The organism is Streptomyces sp. NPDC059002 (assembly GCF_042740435.1).
Lineage (GTDB): Bacteria > Actinomycetota > Actinomycetes > Streptomycetales > Streptomycetaceae > Streptomyces.
The window spans coordinates 109,114-125,843 of the sequence record NZ_JBHYJI010000004.1 but is presented as its reverse complement, the minus strand read 5'-3'; the positions used below and the strand labels follow the sequence as shown (position 1 = coordinate 125,843).

Annotated in this window: 5 protein-coding genes; 2 read left to right on the top strand and 3 right to left on the bottom strand. The window is 74.4% G+C overall.

Annotated elements, in window-relative coordinates; genetic code table 11:
• Nucleotides 1-35: 35 nt before the first annotated feature.
• A complete protein-coding gene (locus ACFWZ2_RS05920) occupies nucleotides 36-797 on the top strand; it encodes an ABC transporter ATP-binding protein (protein ID WP_384542769.1) in 762 nt (253 codons plus the stop codon).
• Nucleotides 797-3,346 carry an FtsX-like permease family protein gene (locus tag ACFWZ2_RS05915; protein ID WP_384542425.1) on the top strand — a complete coding sequence of 850 codons (2,550 nt, stop codon included), beginning with the start codon at nucleotides 797-799 and terminating at the stop codon, nucleotides 3,344-3,346. The genes ACFWZ2_RS05920 and ACFWZ2_RS05915 overlap by 1 nt, the downstream gene beginning before the upstream one ends.
• Before the next feature lie 76 nt (nucleotides 3,347-3,422).
• Here the strand turns inward: ACFWZ2_RS05915 and ACFWZ2_RS05910 are convergent, their stop codons facing one another.
• The 3 genes from ACFWZ2_RS05910 to ACFWZ2_RS05900 all read right to left on the bottom strand — a co-directional run bounded on the left by ACFWZ2_RS05910 (nucleotide 3,423) and on the right by ACFWZ2_RS05900 (nucleotide 16,644).
• Nucleotides 3,423-4,367 carry an ATP-binding cassette domain-containing protein gene (locus ACFWZ2_RS05910; protein WP_384542422.1) on the bottom strand — a complete coding sequence of 315 codons (945 nt, stop codon included), beginning with the start codon at nucleotides 4,365-4,367 and terminating at the stop codon, nucleotides 3,423-3,425.
• A 95-nt stretch (nucleotides 4,368-4,462) separates the two neighbouring features.
• Nucleotides 4,463-5,281 carry an ABC transporter permease gene (locus ACFWZ2_RS05905; protein ID WP_384542419.1) on the bottom strand — a complete coding sequence of 273 codons (819 nt, stop codon included), beginning with the start codon at nucleotides 5,279-5,281 and terminating at the stop codon, nucleotides 4,463-4,465.
• Nucleotides 5,278-16,644 carry an amino acid adenylation domain-containing protein gene (locus ACFWZ2_RS05900; RefSeq protein ID WP_384542416.1) on the bottom strand — a complete coding sequence of 3,789 codons (11,367 nt, stop codon included), beginning with the start codon at nucleotides 16,642-16,644 and terminating at the stop codon, nucleotides 5,278-5,280. The genes ACFWZ2_RS05905 and ACFWZ2_RS05900 overlap by 4 nt, the downstream gene beginning before the upstream one ends.
• Between the last annotated feature and the right edge of the window lie 86 nt (nucleotides 16,645-16,730).

Genomic DNA, 16,730 nt, shown 5'->3' with positions numbered 1-16,730 from the left:
TAATCTTTAGTCCGCCCCCTGCGGGGCCCCGCTGCTTGTCGGTGGGGGGGCTGACAGTTTCCAGCCGCACCTACGGGAGGGAGCGCACGCTGGTGAGGGCGCTCGACTCCGTCTCCATCGGTTTCCGGCGCGGCACGTTCACCGCCGTGATGGGTCCCTCGGGCTCGGGCAAGACCACCCTGTTGCAGTGCGCCGCGGGCTTAGACCGGCCCACCGAGGGTTCCGTGGAGCTCGACGGGCAGGAGCTGACGCAGCTCGACGAGAAGGCGCTGACCCTGCTGCGCAGGGACCGGATCGGCTTCATCTTCCAGGCGTTCAACCTGCTCCCCGCGATGACCGTCGCCGACAACGTCGCCCTGCCGCTGCGCCTCGCCGGGCGCAGGCCCGAGCGCGGCGCCGTGCGCCAGGCGCTGGAACGGGTCGGGCTCGCCGACCGCGCGGCGCACCGTCCCGGTGAGCTGTCCGGAGGCCAGCAGCAGCGGGCCGCCATCGCCCGCGCCCTGATCGCCCGCCCCGCCGTGCTGTTCGGGGACGAGCCGACCGGCGCCCTGGACACCCGTTCCGCGCTGCAGGTCCTGCGGCTGCTGCGGGACGCGGTGCACCACGAGGGGCAGACGGCCGTCGTCGTCACCCACGATCCGGTGGCCGCGTCGCACGCCGACCGGGTGGTCTTCCTCGCCGACGGCCGGATCGTGGACCAGCTGCACGGGGCGTCGGCCGACGCCATCGCGGAGCGGATGACCCACCTCGGCGCCTGGGGCGAGAGCTACACCGACGTCCCGCAAGGAGCCGCGTGATGTTCCGGCTCGCCCTGGTGTCACTGAAGTTCCGCAAGGGACGCTTCTTCGCCTCCTTCGTCGCGCTGTTCTTCGGCGCGCTGATCCTCATGGCCTGCGGCTCCCTCATGGAGACCGGCATCCGCAGCAACGTGCCGCCGGAACGCCTCGCGGCCGCCCCCGTCGTGGTCACCGGCAACCAGTCCTTCGACCACGACGTGCTCCCCGAACGCGTCAGGCTCGACGTCGCCGACGTCGAGCGGGTGCGCGCCGTCGAGGGCGTCGAACGCGCCGTGCCCGACGTGACGTTCCCCGTCACAGCCGTGCGCGACGGCCAACCCGCCTCAGGCGGCGAGGACTTGCAGGGGCACGGCTGGTCCAGCGCGACCCTCGCCGCCGCGAAGCCCGCCGAAGGGCGCGCCCCGAGCGGGGCGGGCCAGGTGGCACTCGACGAGCGCCTCGCGCGGAGCCTGGACGCGAAGCCGGGCGACAAGCTGCGGCTCGCCGTCGCGGGCGGCACCGAGAACGTCACCGTGACCGGGATCGCCAGGCCCGTGGAGGGTGCCTCCGCCGCGGTGTACTTCGCCGACGACGAGGCGCGCAGGCTGCTCGGCCGTCCCGGACAGGTCGACTCCATCGCCGTGGTCGCCGCGTCCGGCACCGGCGCCAACCAGCCGAAGTTGCTCGCCGGACGGATCGACGAGGTGCTGAAGGACGCGCCCGCGGTGACGCTCACCGGGGACGAGCGGGGCGAGGCCGAGTTCCCCGAGGCGCTCGCCGCCTCGACCCGGCTGATCTCCCTGTCCGCCGTGTTCGGCGGGATCGCCGTCATGGTCGCGGTCTTCGTGGTCGGCTCCACCCTGGCCCTGCTGGTCCAGCAGCGGCTGCGCGAGATGGCGCTGCTGCGGGCCGTCGGCACCCTGCCCCACCAGCTGCGCCGGATGATCGTCGGCGAGACCCTGGTGATCGCCGTCGTGGCGGTGGCCCTCGCCCTGGTGCCGGGCCGCTGGGCGGGCGAATGGATGCTGCAACGGCTGGCCGGGGGAGGGGTGGTCGCCCCGGAGATCGTCTTCCGCGCGGGCTGGCTGCCGATGATGATCGCCGCGATCACGGCGCTCGCCTCGGCCGTCGCCGCCGCGTTCATCGCGTCGCGGCGCGCCGCCCGGGCCCGCCCCGCCGACGCGCTGGCCGAGTCCGCGCTGCAGCAGCGCTGGCTGAGCAGGTCCCGGCTCGTCTTCGCGCTGCTCTGCTTCGCGGGCGGCACCGCCCTCGCCCTGGTCACCGCGCTCGTCATGGAGGGCACCGTGGCCGCGAGCACGGCGGCGCCCGCCGCGATGCTGTGGGCCGGTGGATTCGCGCTGCTCAGCCCGGCGTTCACCCGGCTGCTCACCGCGCTCCTGCGGCGGCCGGTGCAGGCGATGACCGGATTCGCGGGCAGCCTCGCCCTGAACAACGCCAAGGTGCGCAGGATCAGGATGGCCGGTGCCGTCACGCCCGTCATGCTGGCGACGGGCCTTGCCACCGCGCTGATCTATCTGCAGACCTCGCAGGCCGAGGCGACCGAGGACGCCGCACGGGAACTGGTCGCCGCCGACACGGTGGTCAGCTCCGGCACGGGCGGCTTCTCGCCGGGCCTGGTGGACACCCTCTCCCGGCAGCCGGGTGTGGCAGGGGCGTCGGCCTACGTCCCCAGCACCGCGTACATCATCAAACCGCAGAGCGAGGAGGACAAGGCCGAGGGCGACGACCCGGACAACACCGAACTGTCGGTGCAGGGCATCAGCCCGCAGGGCGCGGACCGCACCCTCGCCGCGCCCCCGGTCGAGGGTTCCTACAAGAACCTGAAGGGCAACACGATCGCTCTGCCGACCTCGCTCACCGGTGAGAGCGGCCAGGCGGTCGGCGACACGGTCACGCTGCTGCTCGGCGACGGGACGCAGATCAAGGCCAAGGTCGTGGCGTCGTACGAGGCTCGCAAGGGATTCGGCACCGCGTTCCTGCCCGCCGATCTGATGCTGGAGCACTCCACCACGGGCCTCGTGCCGCAGATCCTCGTCACCGCCGACCAGGGCACGTCGACGGCGCAACTCGCCGAGCGGATCGGTGCGGTGACGGACGATCTGGCGGGCGTGCGGATCGTGGACCGGGCCTCGACGGACTCCGCCGACGACAGCGCGACCAGCGCCTGGATCAACTATCTGCTGGCCGGCACCATCGTCGGCTACGCGGTGATCTCCCTGGTGAACACGATGATCATCGCGGCCTCCGAGCGGCGCAGGGAGTTCGCCCTGCAGCGCCTCGTCGGGGCCACGCCCGAGCAGATCCTGCGCATGATGACCGTCGAGTCGGCCCTGGTCGCGCTCGTCGGCATGGTCCTCGGCACCGCCGTCGCCGCGGCGACCCTGATCCCGTTCGGCATCGCGCTCGGCGGATCGGGACTGCCACAGGGTCCGGTCTGGATCTACTTCGCCGTCATGGGCCTCGCCGCCCTGCTCACCCTCGGCGCCAGCCTGCTGCCCACGAAGGTGATGCTGCGCGGCCGCCCGGCCGACGCGGTCGCGGTCGCCTGATCCGCGCCGCACCCACGCAAGAGCCCGTCCACGTTCCGGTGAGGAACGTGGACGGGCTCTGTCGTACGGACAGGCCCTACCGCATATGGCCCGTCAGGTCGAGGAAGACGTCGTCCAGCGTCGGGCGGCGCAGGCCGAACTCGCCGATCTCGATGCCGGTGTCCCGCAGCGCGGCGGCGGCGGCCGCGACGCCCTCCATGCCGTCGACGAGCTGCACGGTGGCCGCGCCGCGGTCCACGTCGCTGAGCGGGGCGCCGACGGTGACGGGGGAGAGCGCGGCGAGCGCGGCGGTCAGCAGGGCCCGGTCGACGACCGTGAAGTGCAGCCGGGCGCCCCCGGCCTTGCTCTTGAGTTCGTCCGCCGTGCCCTCGGCGATCACCCGCCCGTGGTCGATCACGACGATCTGGTCGGCGAGCTGGTCGGCCTCGTCCAGGTACTGCGTGGTCAGCAGCACCGTCATGCCGTCGGCCACGAGGTCGCGCACCGCGCCCCACAGCAGGATCCGGCTCGCCGGGTCGAGGCCCGTGGTGGGTTCGTCGAGGAAGAGCACATCGGGCCGGACGACCAGGCAGCTGGCCAGGTCGAGGCGGCGCCGCATCCCGCCCGAGTAGCTGCCCACGGGCTTGTCCGCGGCGGCCGTCAGCGCGTATCTGTCGAGCAGTTCGGCGGCCCTGCGGCGCGCCTCGCGCCGCCCCAGGTGCAGCAACGTGCCGATCAATTCCAGGTTCTGACGCCCCGTCAACAACTCGTCCACCGCCGCGTACTGCCCCGCGAGACCGATCCTGCGGCGCACCTCGGCGGGGTGGCGCAGCACGTCGTACCCGGCCACCCGCACGGTCCCCGCGTCCGGGGTGAGCAGCGTGGACAGCACGCGCACCGTGGTGGTCTTGCCCGCGCCGTTCGGGCCGAGCAGGCCGAGCACCGTGCCCGCCCTGACGGACAGGTCGAGGCCGTCGAGTGCCTGTGTGGCACCGCGCCGCAGGCGCAACCCGATCGCCTCGATCGCCAGCTCCGCGTCCATGAGGGGTCTCTCCTTCAGCCGTACGAGGGGTGGATGAGAACGACCCGGCCCGGCCCTCGGCGAGGGCCGGACCGGGTGCGGGCGGCGGCGCGGGATCAGCGGCCCGCCGTGCCGTAGCGGCGCAGCGCAAGGGTCGCCGCGGCGAGCAGCGCCGCGCCCAGCGTCAGGGCGACGACGGGCAGCGGATGCTGGGCGGGGAACCCGCTGCCGTGCGCGACCGGATTGCCCCACAGCTCGCGGCAGGCCTGGGCCACGGCGCTCACCGGGTTCCACTCGGCGACCGTGCGCAGCCCCGCCGGCAGGTTCCGCGGCACCAGGAAGGCGCTGGACAGGAACGGCAGTACGGTCACCACCAGCGGGGTGACCGCGCTGATGGTCTCCAGGCTGCGCGAGGCCAGGCCGAACAGGACGCCGACCCAGAGCATCACGTACGAGAACGCGGCGAGCAGGGCGAAGCCGAGCAGGAACCCGCCCGTGTCGGTGTGCGGCCGCCAGCCGAGCAGCAGCCCGAATCCGGTGACCACCACCAGCCCCGCGAGGCCCACCAGGAAGTCGGCGAACGTGTGCCCGAGGAGCACCGAGGACCGGGTGAGCGGCAGCGAGCGGAACCGGTCGATGATGCCGCCCTTGAGGTCGCTCGCGACCGCGATCGCCGTCGGCCCGACCCCGGCGAGGCCGCCCTGCACGGCGGCGCCCGCGAAGATGTACTCCTGATAGCTGCCGCCGCCCGGCACGGAGAGCGACTTCTCCAGGAGGAAGCCGAGCACCAGCATGGTCAGGAGCGGGTTCAGGGTGATCCCCAGGAACCGGCCGGGGGACCGGCGCAGATGCCGCAGCCTGCGCCCCGCCACCGCGAGCGTCTCCACCGCGCAGTGCCGCAGCCGCCCGGCCGGGCGGGCAGCGGTGAGGGTCACGACGAGCCGCCGGCGCGCAGGGCCGCCGTCAGATGCAGCCGCTGCAGCTCGGCGGCGACCGCGGAGCCGACCAGGGCGAGCGGGTCCGGATGCATCATGTAGTCGTGGCTGCACGGCACTTGGTGGGTCTCGACGCCGCCCGCCACATACGGTGCCCAGGTCGCGGAGCGCTCCGCGACCTCGGCGTCCGACGCGTTCGCCGAGGCCACGAACAGCTGCATGCGGCCCCGGAAGGCGCGCGGCCTGAACTCGTTCATCAGGCGGCCGTTGTTGCGCATCGTCCGCAGCATGGCGAGCACCTTCTCCTCGCCGAGGGCGGCCATCGGGCTCTCGCCCTCACGCAGCGCCGTGAGGACGTCGTCCGGCGTCAGCTCGCGGCCCCCGAAGCGCGAGGCGTCCTCGCCGACCAGCTCGATGACCCAGCCGAGCAGCGTCTGGTCGTCGCCCGCCTCCTCCTCGGCCGTACGCGGATAGGAGTCCAGGTCGGCGAGCAGCGCCACCTCCTCCCCGGCGTCTTCCAGCTGCACCGCCACCTCGTGCGCCAGGCAGCCGCCGAACGACCAGCCGAGCAGGTGGTAGGGCCCGGACGGCTGCACCTTCTGGATCAACTCCGCGTACTGGGCGGCCATTTCGCGCACGCTGCCCGGCAGTGGCGCCAGTTCGGTGATGCTCGGCGCCTGGATCCCGTAGATCGGGTGGTCGTCGCCGATGTGGCGGGCAAGACCCACATACGGCAGGGCGAATCCGACGCCGCTGTGCAGGCAGAACAGGGGAGGCCGTGAGCCGCCCGGCTTGAGCCGCACCACGGTGGCGAACGGGTCCTCGTCGCCCTGCCCGAGCTGCGCGAAGACGTCGTCGATCACGGAGCCGCGCGGCGGCGCCTGACGGGCCGGTGCCTGCCTGCGCTCCACCTCGGCGGCCAGGGCGGCCACGCTCTGGTGGGCGAACACATCGGCGATGGTGACCTCCAGACCTGCCTTGCCCGACCGGCTCACGACGTGCATCGAGCGGATGCTGTTCATGCCGGTGGCGAAGAAGTTCTCCTCGACCCCGAGGTCTGTCCTGCCGAGCACCTCGCGGACGACGCCGAGGAGGACCTCCTCGAACCGGGTGCGCGGCGCGACACCGCCCGGCGCGGCGGACGCCTCCGATGCCTCCGATTCTGCGGAGGCGTCGCCCGCCCCGGCCTCCGCGCGCGTGGCCACGGGCTCGGCGGGGGCGAGGCGCCCGTCCGGCGTCCAGCGGGCCGCGGTGCCGGTACGCAGCATCCGGGCACCGGCGGTGAACGGATCGGCCACGAACCGCTCCGCCGTATGACCGGGCCTCGCCAGATAGCCGCGGGCCAACTCGCCGCCGCCCACGTACAGTTCACCGATCCCGCCGGGCGGAACCGGGCGCAGCGCCTCGTCCAGGACGTACGCCCGCACGGTGCTGCCGGGGCGGTGGGCGGCGAACAGCTGCGCCACCGCGTCGGCCGTGTCCCCGGCGTCGTCGGCCGCCGCCGAGGGGCGGAAGGATCCGCCCGCGAGCAGCGGCGCGAACAGACCGCTCGCCAGACCTTCGGGCGTCAGCGGCCCGGCGCCGCTCTCCCCGTCCCGTGCGTCGGACACGCGGGAGGTGCGGGCCGCGAGTGCCCCGTGCTCGATCACCGTGCCGAGGAGGCGGCCGTCCGCGTCCGCCGTGTAGGCCACCAGGGCCGGGTGCAGCGGGTCGTGCGCCGCCCCGGGCCGCGTGCCGTCCAGGGCGTCGAGCGCGGCCCGCTGCCCGGGGTCGTCGAGGACGACGCGCGGCACGCCCGCGGGCAGCCGTGCGGCCCCGGCGCGGGTGGTCACCAGGCAGACCGGCGCGGCCTGCGCGACGAGCGTCTCGATCTGGCCGACCGGCAGGCCGGGGGAGATCAGGGCGCAGGCGGCGCCGGACGCCAGGACGCCGACGACGGCCTCGGCGAGCTCGGGCGAGGGAGGCAGGGCGACGCCGACGACCCGCTCGGGTCCTGCGCCGAGTGCCCTCAGGCGATGGGCGAGACGGTTCGTCCGCGCGGCGAAGGCGCCGTAGGTCCAGGAGACACCGTCCGCCGCCACCGCCTCGGCGTCCGGGGTGCGCTCGGCGGCCGCCGCGAAGAGCTCGGGCCAGCAGCCTCGTACCGTCTCTCGGTCCGTGGGATTCCAGTCGGTCAGCACCTGCTGCCGCTCCTTTGCGCTCAGAAGATCGATGTCCGAGAGCCGGATGTCCGCGTCCGCCGCTGCGGTGCGCAGGACGCGCAGCAGCCGCTCGACGAGACTCTCGGCCGTGGTGCGGGTGAACAGTTCGGTGGCGTATTCGAGGACGCCCCGCAAGCCGTCCTGCTGGTCGAACTGCAACCGCAGGTCGAACTTGGTCAGACGCTGGGGCACCGGCTCGCCGCGCACCGTGAGGGAAGGCAGCTCCACGTCGGGCGCCTCCTGCGTGTTCTGCAGGACGAGCATCACCTGGAACAGCGGATGCCGCGCCAGTGAACGGGTGGGCCCGACGGCGTCGACGACCAGCTCGAACGGCACGTCCTGGTGGGCGTACGCGGCGAGGTTCACCTCCCGTACGCGGCCCACGAGTTCGGCGAAGGAGGGATCGCCGGAGAGATCGGTGCGCAGCACGGCCGTGTTGATGAACGTGCCGATCAGATCGTCGAGCCCGTCCTCGGTGCGGCCCGCGATCGGTGTGCCCAGCGGAATGTCCCGGCCCGCGCCGAGCCCGCCGAGCAGCGTGGCGAACGCCGCCTGCAGCACCATGAACAGCGTGGCCCCGCACTCCCGCGCGAGCCCGTCGAGCGCGTCCGCGAGGTCCTCGGACACCCGGAACCCGACGCTGTCGCCCGCGTGGCTGCCCACCGAGGGCCTCGCGAAGTCGCGCGGCAGCCCGATCTCCTCCGGTGCCCCGGCCAACGCCTCGGTCCAGTGGGCGAGTTGGCGCGTCAGCTCGCTGTCCGGGTCGTCCGCGGAGCCAAGGAGTTCGTGCTGCCAGCGCGCGTAGTCGGCGTACTGCACGGGGAGCGGCGCGAACCGGGGCTCATCGCCCGCGCACCGCGCCCGGTAGGCCAGCGCCAGATCGCTCACCAGCGGGGCGATGGACCAGCCGTCGAAGGCGATGTGGTGGAAGACGAGCAGCAGCACCGCCGTGCCGTCGGGACCGGGCTCGCCGAGCTCGAACAGGCGGGCCCGCAGCGGGGTTTCGGCCGTCAGGTCGAAGTTCTCCTCCGCCTCGTCGGCCAGCGCGGCGGCGAGGTCCCGCTCCGCCACCCGGCGCGTCGCGAACCGCGGCCCTTCCCCGCCGGGCAGCACCCGCTGGACCGGAGTGCCGTCGGCGGCGGGGAAGACCGAGCGCAGCACCTGGTGCCGCGTCACCACGTCGGCCAGCGCGCCGCGCAGCGCGCCGACGTCCAGCGCACCGGTCAGGCGCAGGGCGAACGGCACGTTGTAGGTGCCGCGGCCGTCCTGTTCGAGGCGGTTGGCGAACCACAGGCGGCGCTGGGCGTACGACAGGGCGGAGACCTCCGCACCGGTGTCGTCCCCGGCGCGCAGCGCGGGCCTCGCCGCCGACGCGCTCGCCGCCTGCCGGGCCAGGCCTGCCACCGTGCGGGACTCGAACAGCGCCCGGATCGGCAGCTCCACGCCGAGCGCGGAGCGCGCCTTCGCCACCACCTTGGTGGCCAGCAGCGAATGCCCGCCCAGCGTGAAGAAGTCGTCGTCGACGCCGACTTCGGGCAGCCCGAGGACCTCCGCGAACAGGGCGCACAGGATCTCCTCCGCGGGGGTCCGCGGGGCCCGGTCGCCCGCCGTGCGGGAGAAGTCGGGGGCGGGCAGCGCCTTGCGGTCGACCTTGCCCTGCGCCGTCACGGGGAACGCGTCGAGGACGACGAACGCGGCGGGCACCATGTGCTGCGGCAGCGCCGACCGGGCGTGCGTCCGCACGGCGTCGGTGAGGCGGCCGGTGTCCGGCGCGGCACCGTCGGCCGTCGCGTACGCGACGAGGTGCCGGTGCCCCGCCGTGTCCTCGTGGACCGTCACCACGGCCGCCGAGATCGCCGGGTGCGCGGCCACGGCCGCCTCGATCTCGCCGAGTTCGATGCGGTAGCCGCGCAGCTGCACCTGGTCGTCGTGGCGGCCCGCATAGTCGAGCTGGCCGTCGGGCAGCCAGCGCGCCAGGTCGCCGGTCCGGTACATCCGGGCGCCGGGGGCGCCGAACGGGTCGGCGACGAACCGGGACGCCGTGAGCCCGGGGCGGTGCAGATAGCCGCGGGCGAGACCGCCCGCCACGTACAACTCCCCGGTGACGCCCGCCGGGGCGGGGCGCAGCGCCCCGTCCAGGACGTAGCACCGGTGCGCGGCGGTGGGCCGGCCGATCGGCGGGCGCGCCACGGAGTCCAGCGGACCGCCCACCGTGGAGGCCACGACGGCTTCGGTCGGGCCGTATCCGTTGAACAGCCGCACCCGGCCCGCCCAGCGCGCGGTCACCTCGGGCGGGCACGCCTCGCCCGCCACCGCGACCGTGAGGCCCGCGGGCAGCACGGCGTCCTCGGGCAGCGCGCCCATCACCACGGGCGGCAGCCCGGCGAGCGTGACCCCGGCGCCACGGATCAGCTCCGCCAGCGGGTGTCCGCCGGCCCGGGCCTCCTCGTCGGCGACGACCACCGCCCCGCCGTTGTGCAGGGCGAGCCCCCACTCCCACACGGACGCGTCGAAGCTGTACGACGCGAACTGCAGCACCCGCACCGAGCTGTCGAGGCCGAACCGCTCGGTCAGGCTCGCCAGCATCGCGGCGAATCCGGCGTGGTCGACCTGAACTCCCTTGGGCAGCCCGGTCGATCCGGACGTGTAGATGATGTACGCCGCGTCCCCGGGCAGCAGCGGCGCCCCGCGCTCGGCCGCGTCGACATCGCTGTCCGCGTGGCCCGCGAGATCGGCGAGGACCGGCTCGCTGTCGAGCGCGAGCAGCGGAGTCCCGGTGTCCGGCATCCGGCGCCCCAGCTCGTCCGTGGTGAGCAGCACCGCGGGCCGGGTGTCGTCGAGCATGTGCGTGATGCGCTCCGCCGGGTAGGCGGTGTCGACCGGGAGGAAGGCGCAGCCTGCCTTGAGGACGCCGAGGACGGCGACGAGGTGGTCGGCCGAGCGCGGCAGCGCGAGGGCCACGGACTGCTCGGGGCCGACGCCGCGCGCCAGGAGCAGCCGGGCAAGCCGGTTGGCCCGGCTGTTCAGCTCGCGGTACGACAGTTCGGTGTCCGCGGCGACGACGGCGACGGCGTCGGGCGTATCGGCCGCCCACTGTTCGACGACGTCCGTCACCACCGCCGACGGGGTGGCGGTGATGCTGCCCGCCCAGTCGCCGAGCAGCGTCGCCCGCTCCTCGTCGGACAGCGATTCCAGGGCGGCGAGCGGCGCGTTCGGCTGTGCCACGACCGCGCGCAGCAGCCGGATGAGACGGTCCGTCACCGCGCTCGCCCGCGCGTGGTCGAAGGCGCCGGGCGCGTACTGGGTGTGCAGGCGCAGCCGCTTCCCCGGATAGCAGGACAGGGCGAGCGGATACTCCGCCACGACCCGGGCGTGCGCGTACGGGAAGCGCAGTCCCGGCACCGTGCCCGCCAGGCTGGACACGTCCGCCATCGGGTAGTTGTTGTAGCTCATCACGGTGTCGAAGAGGTCGCCGAGACCGGCGAGCTGCTGCACCTCGGCCAGGCCCAGATGCCGGTGCTCGGCGAGGGCGGCCTGCTGGGTGCGCAGGTCGGTGACGACGTCGTGGAAGGTGCTGCCGGGCGCGAGACGGGCCCGTACCGGAAGGGTGCTGAGGAAGGAGCCCACCATCGACTCGACGCCCGGCAGATCGGCGGGCCGCCCCGACGCGACCGCTCCGAACAGCACGTCGCGCTGACCGGTGAGCTGCCCGAGCAGCAGCGCCCAGGCGCCCTGCATCAGCATGCTGAGCGTGACGCCGTGCCGCGCGGCCGATGCGGTGAGCCGGGCGGTGAGGTCCTCGTCCAGGTCCACGATCAGCTCGCCGGGGAGCGCCGCGGTGTCCTGAAGGGTCTTCCGCACCAGGCGCGTCGGCTCCTCGACGCCGTCGAGTGCCGCCTTCCAGGCGAGGCGGGCCGCCTCCTCGTCGCGGCCCAGCAGCCAGGCCGCGTAGTCGCGGTACGCGGGCGGCCCGGCCAGCGCTGCCGGGTCCGCTCCGTGCGCGTACAGGGTGAACAGTTCCTGTGCGAACACCGCCATCGACCAGCCGTCGACGAGGGAGTGGTGCACGCTCCACAGCAGACGGTGGCGGCTCTCGCCGAGCCGGACGATCCGGAAGCGCACCAGCGGCGGCCGTGTCAGGTCGAAGCGGCGCGTCCACTCCTCCTGCGTCGCCTCTTCCAGGGCGGCCTCGCGTGCCTGGTCGGGCAGGCCGCTCAGGTCCGTGACCGTCCAGTCGGCCTCCGCGGAGACGGCGACGACCTGGAGCGGATCACCGCCGGAGCGCCGGGGGAACGCGGTGCGCAGGCTGCTGTGCCTGCGCAGCAGTTGGGCCGCGCTCGCCCGCAGCAGCCCGGTGTCCAGCGGGCCCTCGACGTCCACCCCGATCTGCAGGGTGTACGGGTCGAGGCCCTCGGTGTCGAGCTGGGCGGAGAACAGGAGCCCTTGCTGCAGGGCGGACGTGGGCAGGATGTCGGCGACGGGACCGACGCACCGCTCGAACTCCTCGATCTCCCGCTGCGCGACGCTCACCAGCGGGAAGTCCGACGGGGTCCGTCCGCCGGAGCCGGGCTTGCGGGCGTGGACGACGATCCCCTCCAGCGCCCGGGCCCAGGCCGCGGCCAGGCTCTCGACGTCGGCCCGGTCCAGGAGACCGGCGGCCCAGACCCACTCGGCGACCAGGACGGTGCCGTCCGGCCGCTCCTCGGCCACCGACGCCAGCTCGACGACATGCCGCAGCGGGGTGTCGGGGTGCGCCCCGAGCCCGACCACCGCGTCGGCCCCGTCGAGGGACCACAGGGCGCCCGAACGACCGAACCTGCCCAGGTAGTTGAAGCCGAACTGCGGCGGCGCGAAGCGGGCGAGCAGCGGCTGGGTCTGGGGGTTGAGATGGCGGAGCAGCCCGAAGCCCGCTCCGTGGTCGGGCAGCGCCCGCAGCTGTTCCTTGACGCGCTTGACCGCCGCCCCGACCTCGGGGCCGCCCTCGTCCAGGGCGCCGGGCACGGCCTCGCCGTGGGCGAGCCGGACGGGGAAGGAGCTGGTGAACCAGCCGACGGTACGGGAGATGTCGACACCGTCGGCCAGGTCCTCGCGGCCGTGCCCCTCGACCTCGACGACCGTCGCCGGGGCACGCCCGGGGCCATCGCCCCGGCCGTCGCGGCGCCGCTGCCAGTCGGCGAGCGCCAGGGCGAACGCCGCGAGCAGGATGTCGTTGATCTCGGCGTTCAGCAGTGCGGGCACCTCGGTGACCAGCGCCTCGGTGAGCGGCGCTGGCAGCTCGGTGCGCAGGGTGCCCGCGGTGCCGTGCACGTCCTGTGCCGGGTCCAGGGGGCGGCTGCCCACCGTGGGTCCCGCGTCCTTCAACTGATCGAGCCACAGGGGCAGTTCGGCGGTGCGGGCCGCGGACCGCGCGTGGGCGGACACCTCGCGGGACCACCGCCGCAGGGAGCCGGGCACGGGTTCGAGCGCCGGTTCGGCGCCCGCCGCGAGCTGTGCGCAGGCGGCCCGCAGATCCGGCACCACGATGCGCCAGGAGACCCCGTCGGCCACCAGGTGGTGCGCGACCAGGACGAGCCTGCGGCCGCGCTCGGGGCCGAGGTCGGCAAGGACGGCGCGCAGCACGGCGCCCCGCCACGGGTCGAGCGCGGCGCGGGCGTCGGCCGCGAGCGAGGAGATCACCCGCGCGACGGGCCGCTCGTCCCGGCTCGCGTCCACCACGTCGAGGACGTCGGACGCCGCGACCGCGCCGGGCGGCGCGACGCTCTGGCTCCACAGTCCGGGCACCGGCGCGGACAGGGTCAGGCGCAGCGCGTCGTGCCGGTCGAGCACCGCCTGCAGGGCCCGCGTCAGCAGGTCCGGGCCGAGGTCCGGCGGCACCTCGACGGCCACGTGCTGGCTGTACTCGCGCAGCGGCGCGTCCAGGGCGCCGAGCTGCTCCCTCAACTGGTCGGCGGCGGGCAGGAGTTCGATCTCGCCCACCCCGTCGTCGGCCGCGGCGGCCGCGGCGGGCGCCGCCGGGGCGTCGGGCGCGGGATCGCCGACCGCAGCGGCGATCGCGGCGGGGGTGGCGTGCTCGAAGATGTCGCGCGCGGAGAGGCCGAGCCCCGCGCGGCGGGCCCTGCCGACGACCTGGAGGGCGCTGATCGAGTCGCCGCCCAGCGCGAAGAAGCTGTCGTCCCTGCCGACCGAGCCACGGCCCAGGGCGCCCGCCATCGCGGAGCACAGGATCTCCTCGGCCCTTCCGTGCGGCGCGGCCGCGGCGGCGGGACCGGTGAACTCCGGTACGGGCAGCGCCTTCCTGTCGACCTTGCCGTGCGGTGTCAGCGGCAGCGCGTCCAGGAAGTGGACGTGCGCGGGCACCATGTAGTCGGGCAGCAGCCGGGCGAGTTCCTCGCGCAGCGCCGCGGGGTCGGCGGCGGCGCCGGGCCGGGCGACGGGGTAGCCGACCAGACGCTTGTGGCCGCCCGCGTCGGAGTGGACGACGACCGCGGCGTCCGCGACCCGGTCGAGACCCCGCAACGCCGCCTCGATCTCGCCGAGTTCGATGCGGTGCCCGCGCACCTTCACCTGGTGGTCGCGGCGCTCCAGGAACTCGAACTGCCCGTCCTCGCGCAGCACCACCTGGTCGCCGGTCCGGTACATGCGGCTGCCGGGCGGCCCGTAGGGGTCCGGCAGGAACGCCAGCGCGGTGCGGGCCGGGTCGTCGAGATAGCCGCGGCCCACCCCGGCGCCCGCCGCGTACAGCTCACCGGGGGTCCCCGGCGGCACCGGGCGCAGCGCGTCGTCGAGCACCACCAGACGGGTGCCGCGCACGGCGCGGCCGATCGGGGCGCTGGGTCCGGTCGGCAGGGAGCGGGCGTCGATGACCGCGTGCGTGACGTCGTCCGAGCACTCGGTGGGGCCATAGGCGTTGATCAGCGGGATGGCGGGGTGGTGGTGGGCCCAGCGGACGCACAGGTCGCCGGGCAGGGCCTCGCCGGTGACCATCAGGGAGCGCAGTAGCGGCAGTGCGGGCGGGCCGCCGCTCTCCTGCCAGCCGTCCAGGGCGGCCCGCAGCAGGGACGGCACGACTTCGAGGACGGTGATCCGTTCGTCGGTGGTGAGGGGGAAGAGCAGATCGGGGTCGGCGGCCACGGCGCGCGACACGACCCGCACGCCGCCGCCGACGAGCAGCGGCGCGAGCATCTGCCACACCGAGACGTCGAAGGTCACCGGCGCGTTCTGCACCACGGTGTCGTGCTCGCGCAGGTCCAGGTCCTCGATCTTCGCCAGGAGATGGTTGACCATGCCCGCGCGGTGCACCATCGCGCCCTTGGGGCGGCCGGTCGAGCCCGAGGTGAAGATGACGTAGGCGAGGTCGTCGGCCCCGCCGACCGGGGCGGCCAGGTCGTCGGCCGCGTCCCGTGCCCCGTCGAGGACGAGTATCTGCGCGGTGGATCCGGCGGCGGCGACGATCTCGCGGGCCAGTCCGTGATGGGCGGGGTCGGCGACGAGGTGGCGTGCCCCGCTGTCCTGGAGCAGTGAAGTGAGGCGGGCCTGCGGGGCGTTGACGTCGAAGGGGACGTACGCGCCGCCCGCGCCGAGCACCGCGAGCACGGCCGTGATGAATCCGGTGCCGGGGGCGGCGAGGACGGCGACGCGGTCGGCGCCGGTGAGCGTCCGGCCGAGTGCGCTGGCGGCGCCCACCAGGTCCGTGTACGTGGTGCTGCCGGTGTCGTCGCGCACGGCGACGCCGTCCGGGTACAGGCCGGCGACGCGGCGTACGCGCTCCACCACGCCCTCGTACGCGCCGGTGGGCTGTGAGCCGTGGCCGGTCGCGAGGACGCGGTCGCGGGCGGGGGCGTCCAGGAGGTCGAGGCGGCCGAGCGGGGTGTCGGGGTCCGCCGTCACGAACTCCTCGACGAAGTGGGCCAGGCAGGCGGCGTGTTCGGCGGCGTCCTGCGCGGTGTAGAGGCCCGCGTTGCCGCTGAGGTGGACGGTGATGCCGCCGTCGACGGCGTCGACCACGGTGATCTCGAAGTCGTCGATGAGGCCGGTCGACAGATTGACGACCGTCACCTCGCACGGGCCGAGGGCCATCCGGGTCTGCTGGGGCAGGATGTTGACGAGCGGTCCGAAGGGGCGTTTGTCGTCGCTGCGCAGCCCCATCGCCTGCCGGATCCGGCTCACCCGGTGCCGCTGGTGGCGCAGGATCCGGGTGAACTCCCCGGACGCCAGCTCCAGCAGGTCCCCCGTCCTGGTGCCCGCGGTCACGGGCAGATGCAGCGGCAGGGTGTTGGCGACCATCCCGGGCACGGCACGCATCAGCGCGCCGACCCGCGTCGCCACCGGCACCGTGAGCAGGACGTCCCGCGTTCCGGTGCGGCGCTGGGTGTACGCGGCGACGGCGGCCATCACGACGGTGGGCCAGGTCACCGACGACCGCTGGGCCGCCGCGCGCAGCGCATCGGAGACCTCGGGCGACAGGCTGAACTCATCCCGTACGAAGGCCTGTTCCGGCTTCTGGTCGCGGGTGGACAGGGTCACGAGCTCCGGGGCCCGGCCGAACCGGGACTCCCAGAACGCGGCGTCCCGCCGGGCGCGGTCGGACCCGGTGTACGCGCGCTCGGCGTCCAACAGGGCGCTCAGCGGGGGCAGTCGGCCCTCGTCGGGCGACGCGCCGGTGTCGTAGGCGTCGTACAGCTCCGCGAGCCTGCGCCAGAACACCACCTGGCTGTAGCCGTCGCACAGCAGGTGGTGGATGCAGAGATAGAAGTACCAGCGGTCCTCGGCGAGCCGCAGCAGGGCGAGCCGGAACAGCGGGGCGTCCTCGGGCGTGCCGGCGCCGGAGAGGGGGGTGGCGAGATCGGCCCGCATCCAGTCGGCGGCCGCTTCCCGCGGCGCGTCGGCGCCGGTGAAGTCCACTGTCGTGTACGGCAGTTCGGCCAGCGGTGCGACGTATTGGCGCGGATCCGTCTCGTCGGCGGTGAACCGGGAGCGCAGGCACTCCGCCTCGTCCACGAGGCGGCGGGCCGCGAGGCGCAGCAGATCCGGGTCGAGCGGGCCGGTGATGTCGAGATAGCCCGCCGTGTTGTACGCGTGGCTGCCCCCGGAGAGCTTCTCGTCGAACCAGATGTCGGCCTGGCCCGCCGACAGCGGCAGTTCGGCTGCCCCGGATGCGGTCATGGTGCCTCCTGACTCGGCTGCCATGGAGGCACGGCGCGGAGCCGGGCGCGCCCATGGATACGGACCCGCCCATGCTCGGGCAACGC

Coding starts and splice junctions, on each gene's coding strand:
- ACFWZ2_RS05915 (WP_384542425.1), top strand. CDS start 797: ATGTTCCGGCTCGCCCTGGTGTCACTGAAGTTCCGCAAGGGACGCTTC.
- ACFWZ2_RS05910 (WP_384542422.1), bottom strand. CDS start 4,367: ATGGACGCGGAGCTGGCGATCGAGGCGATCGGGTTGCGCCTGCGGCGC.
- ACFWZ2_RS05900 (WP_384542416.1), bottom strand. CDS start 16,644: ATGACCGCATCCGGGGCAGCCGAACTGCCGCTGTCGGCGGGCCAGGCC.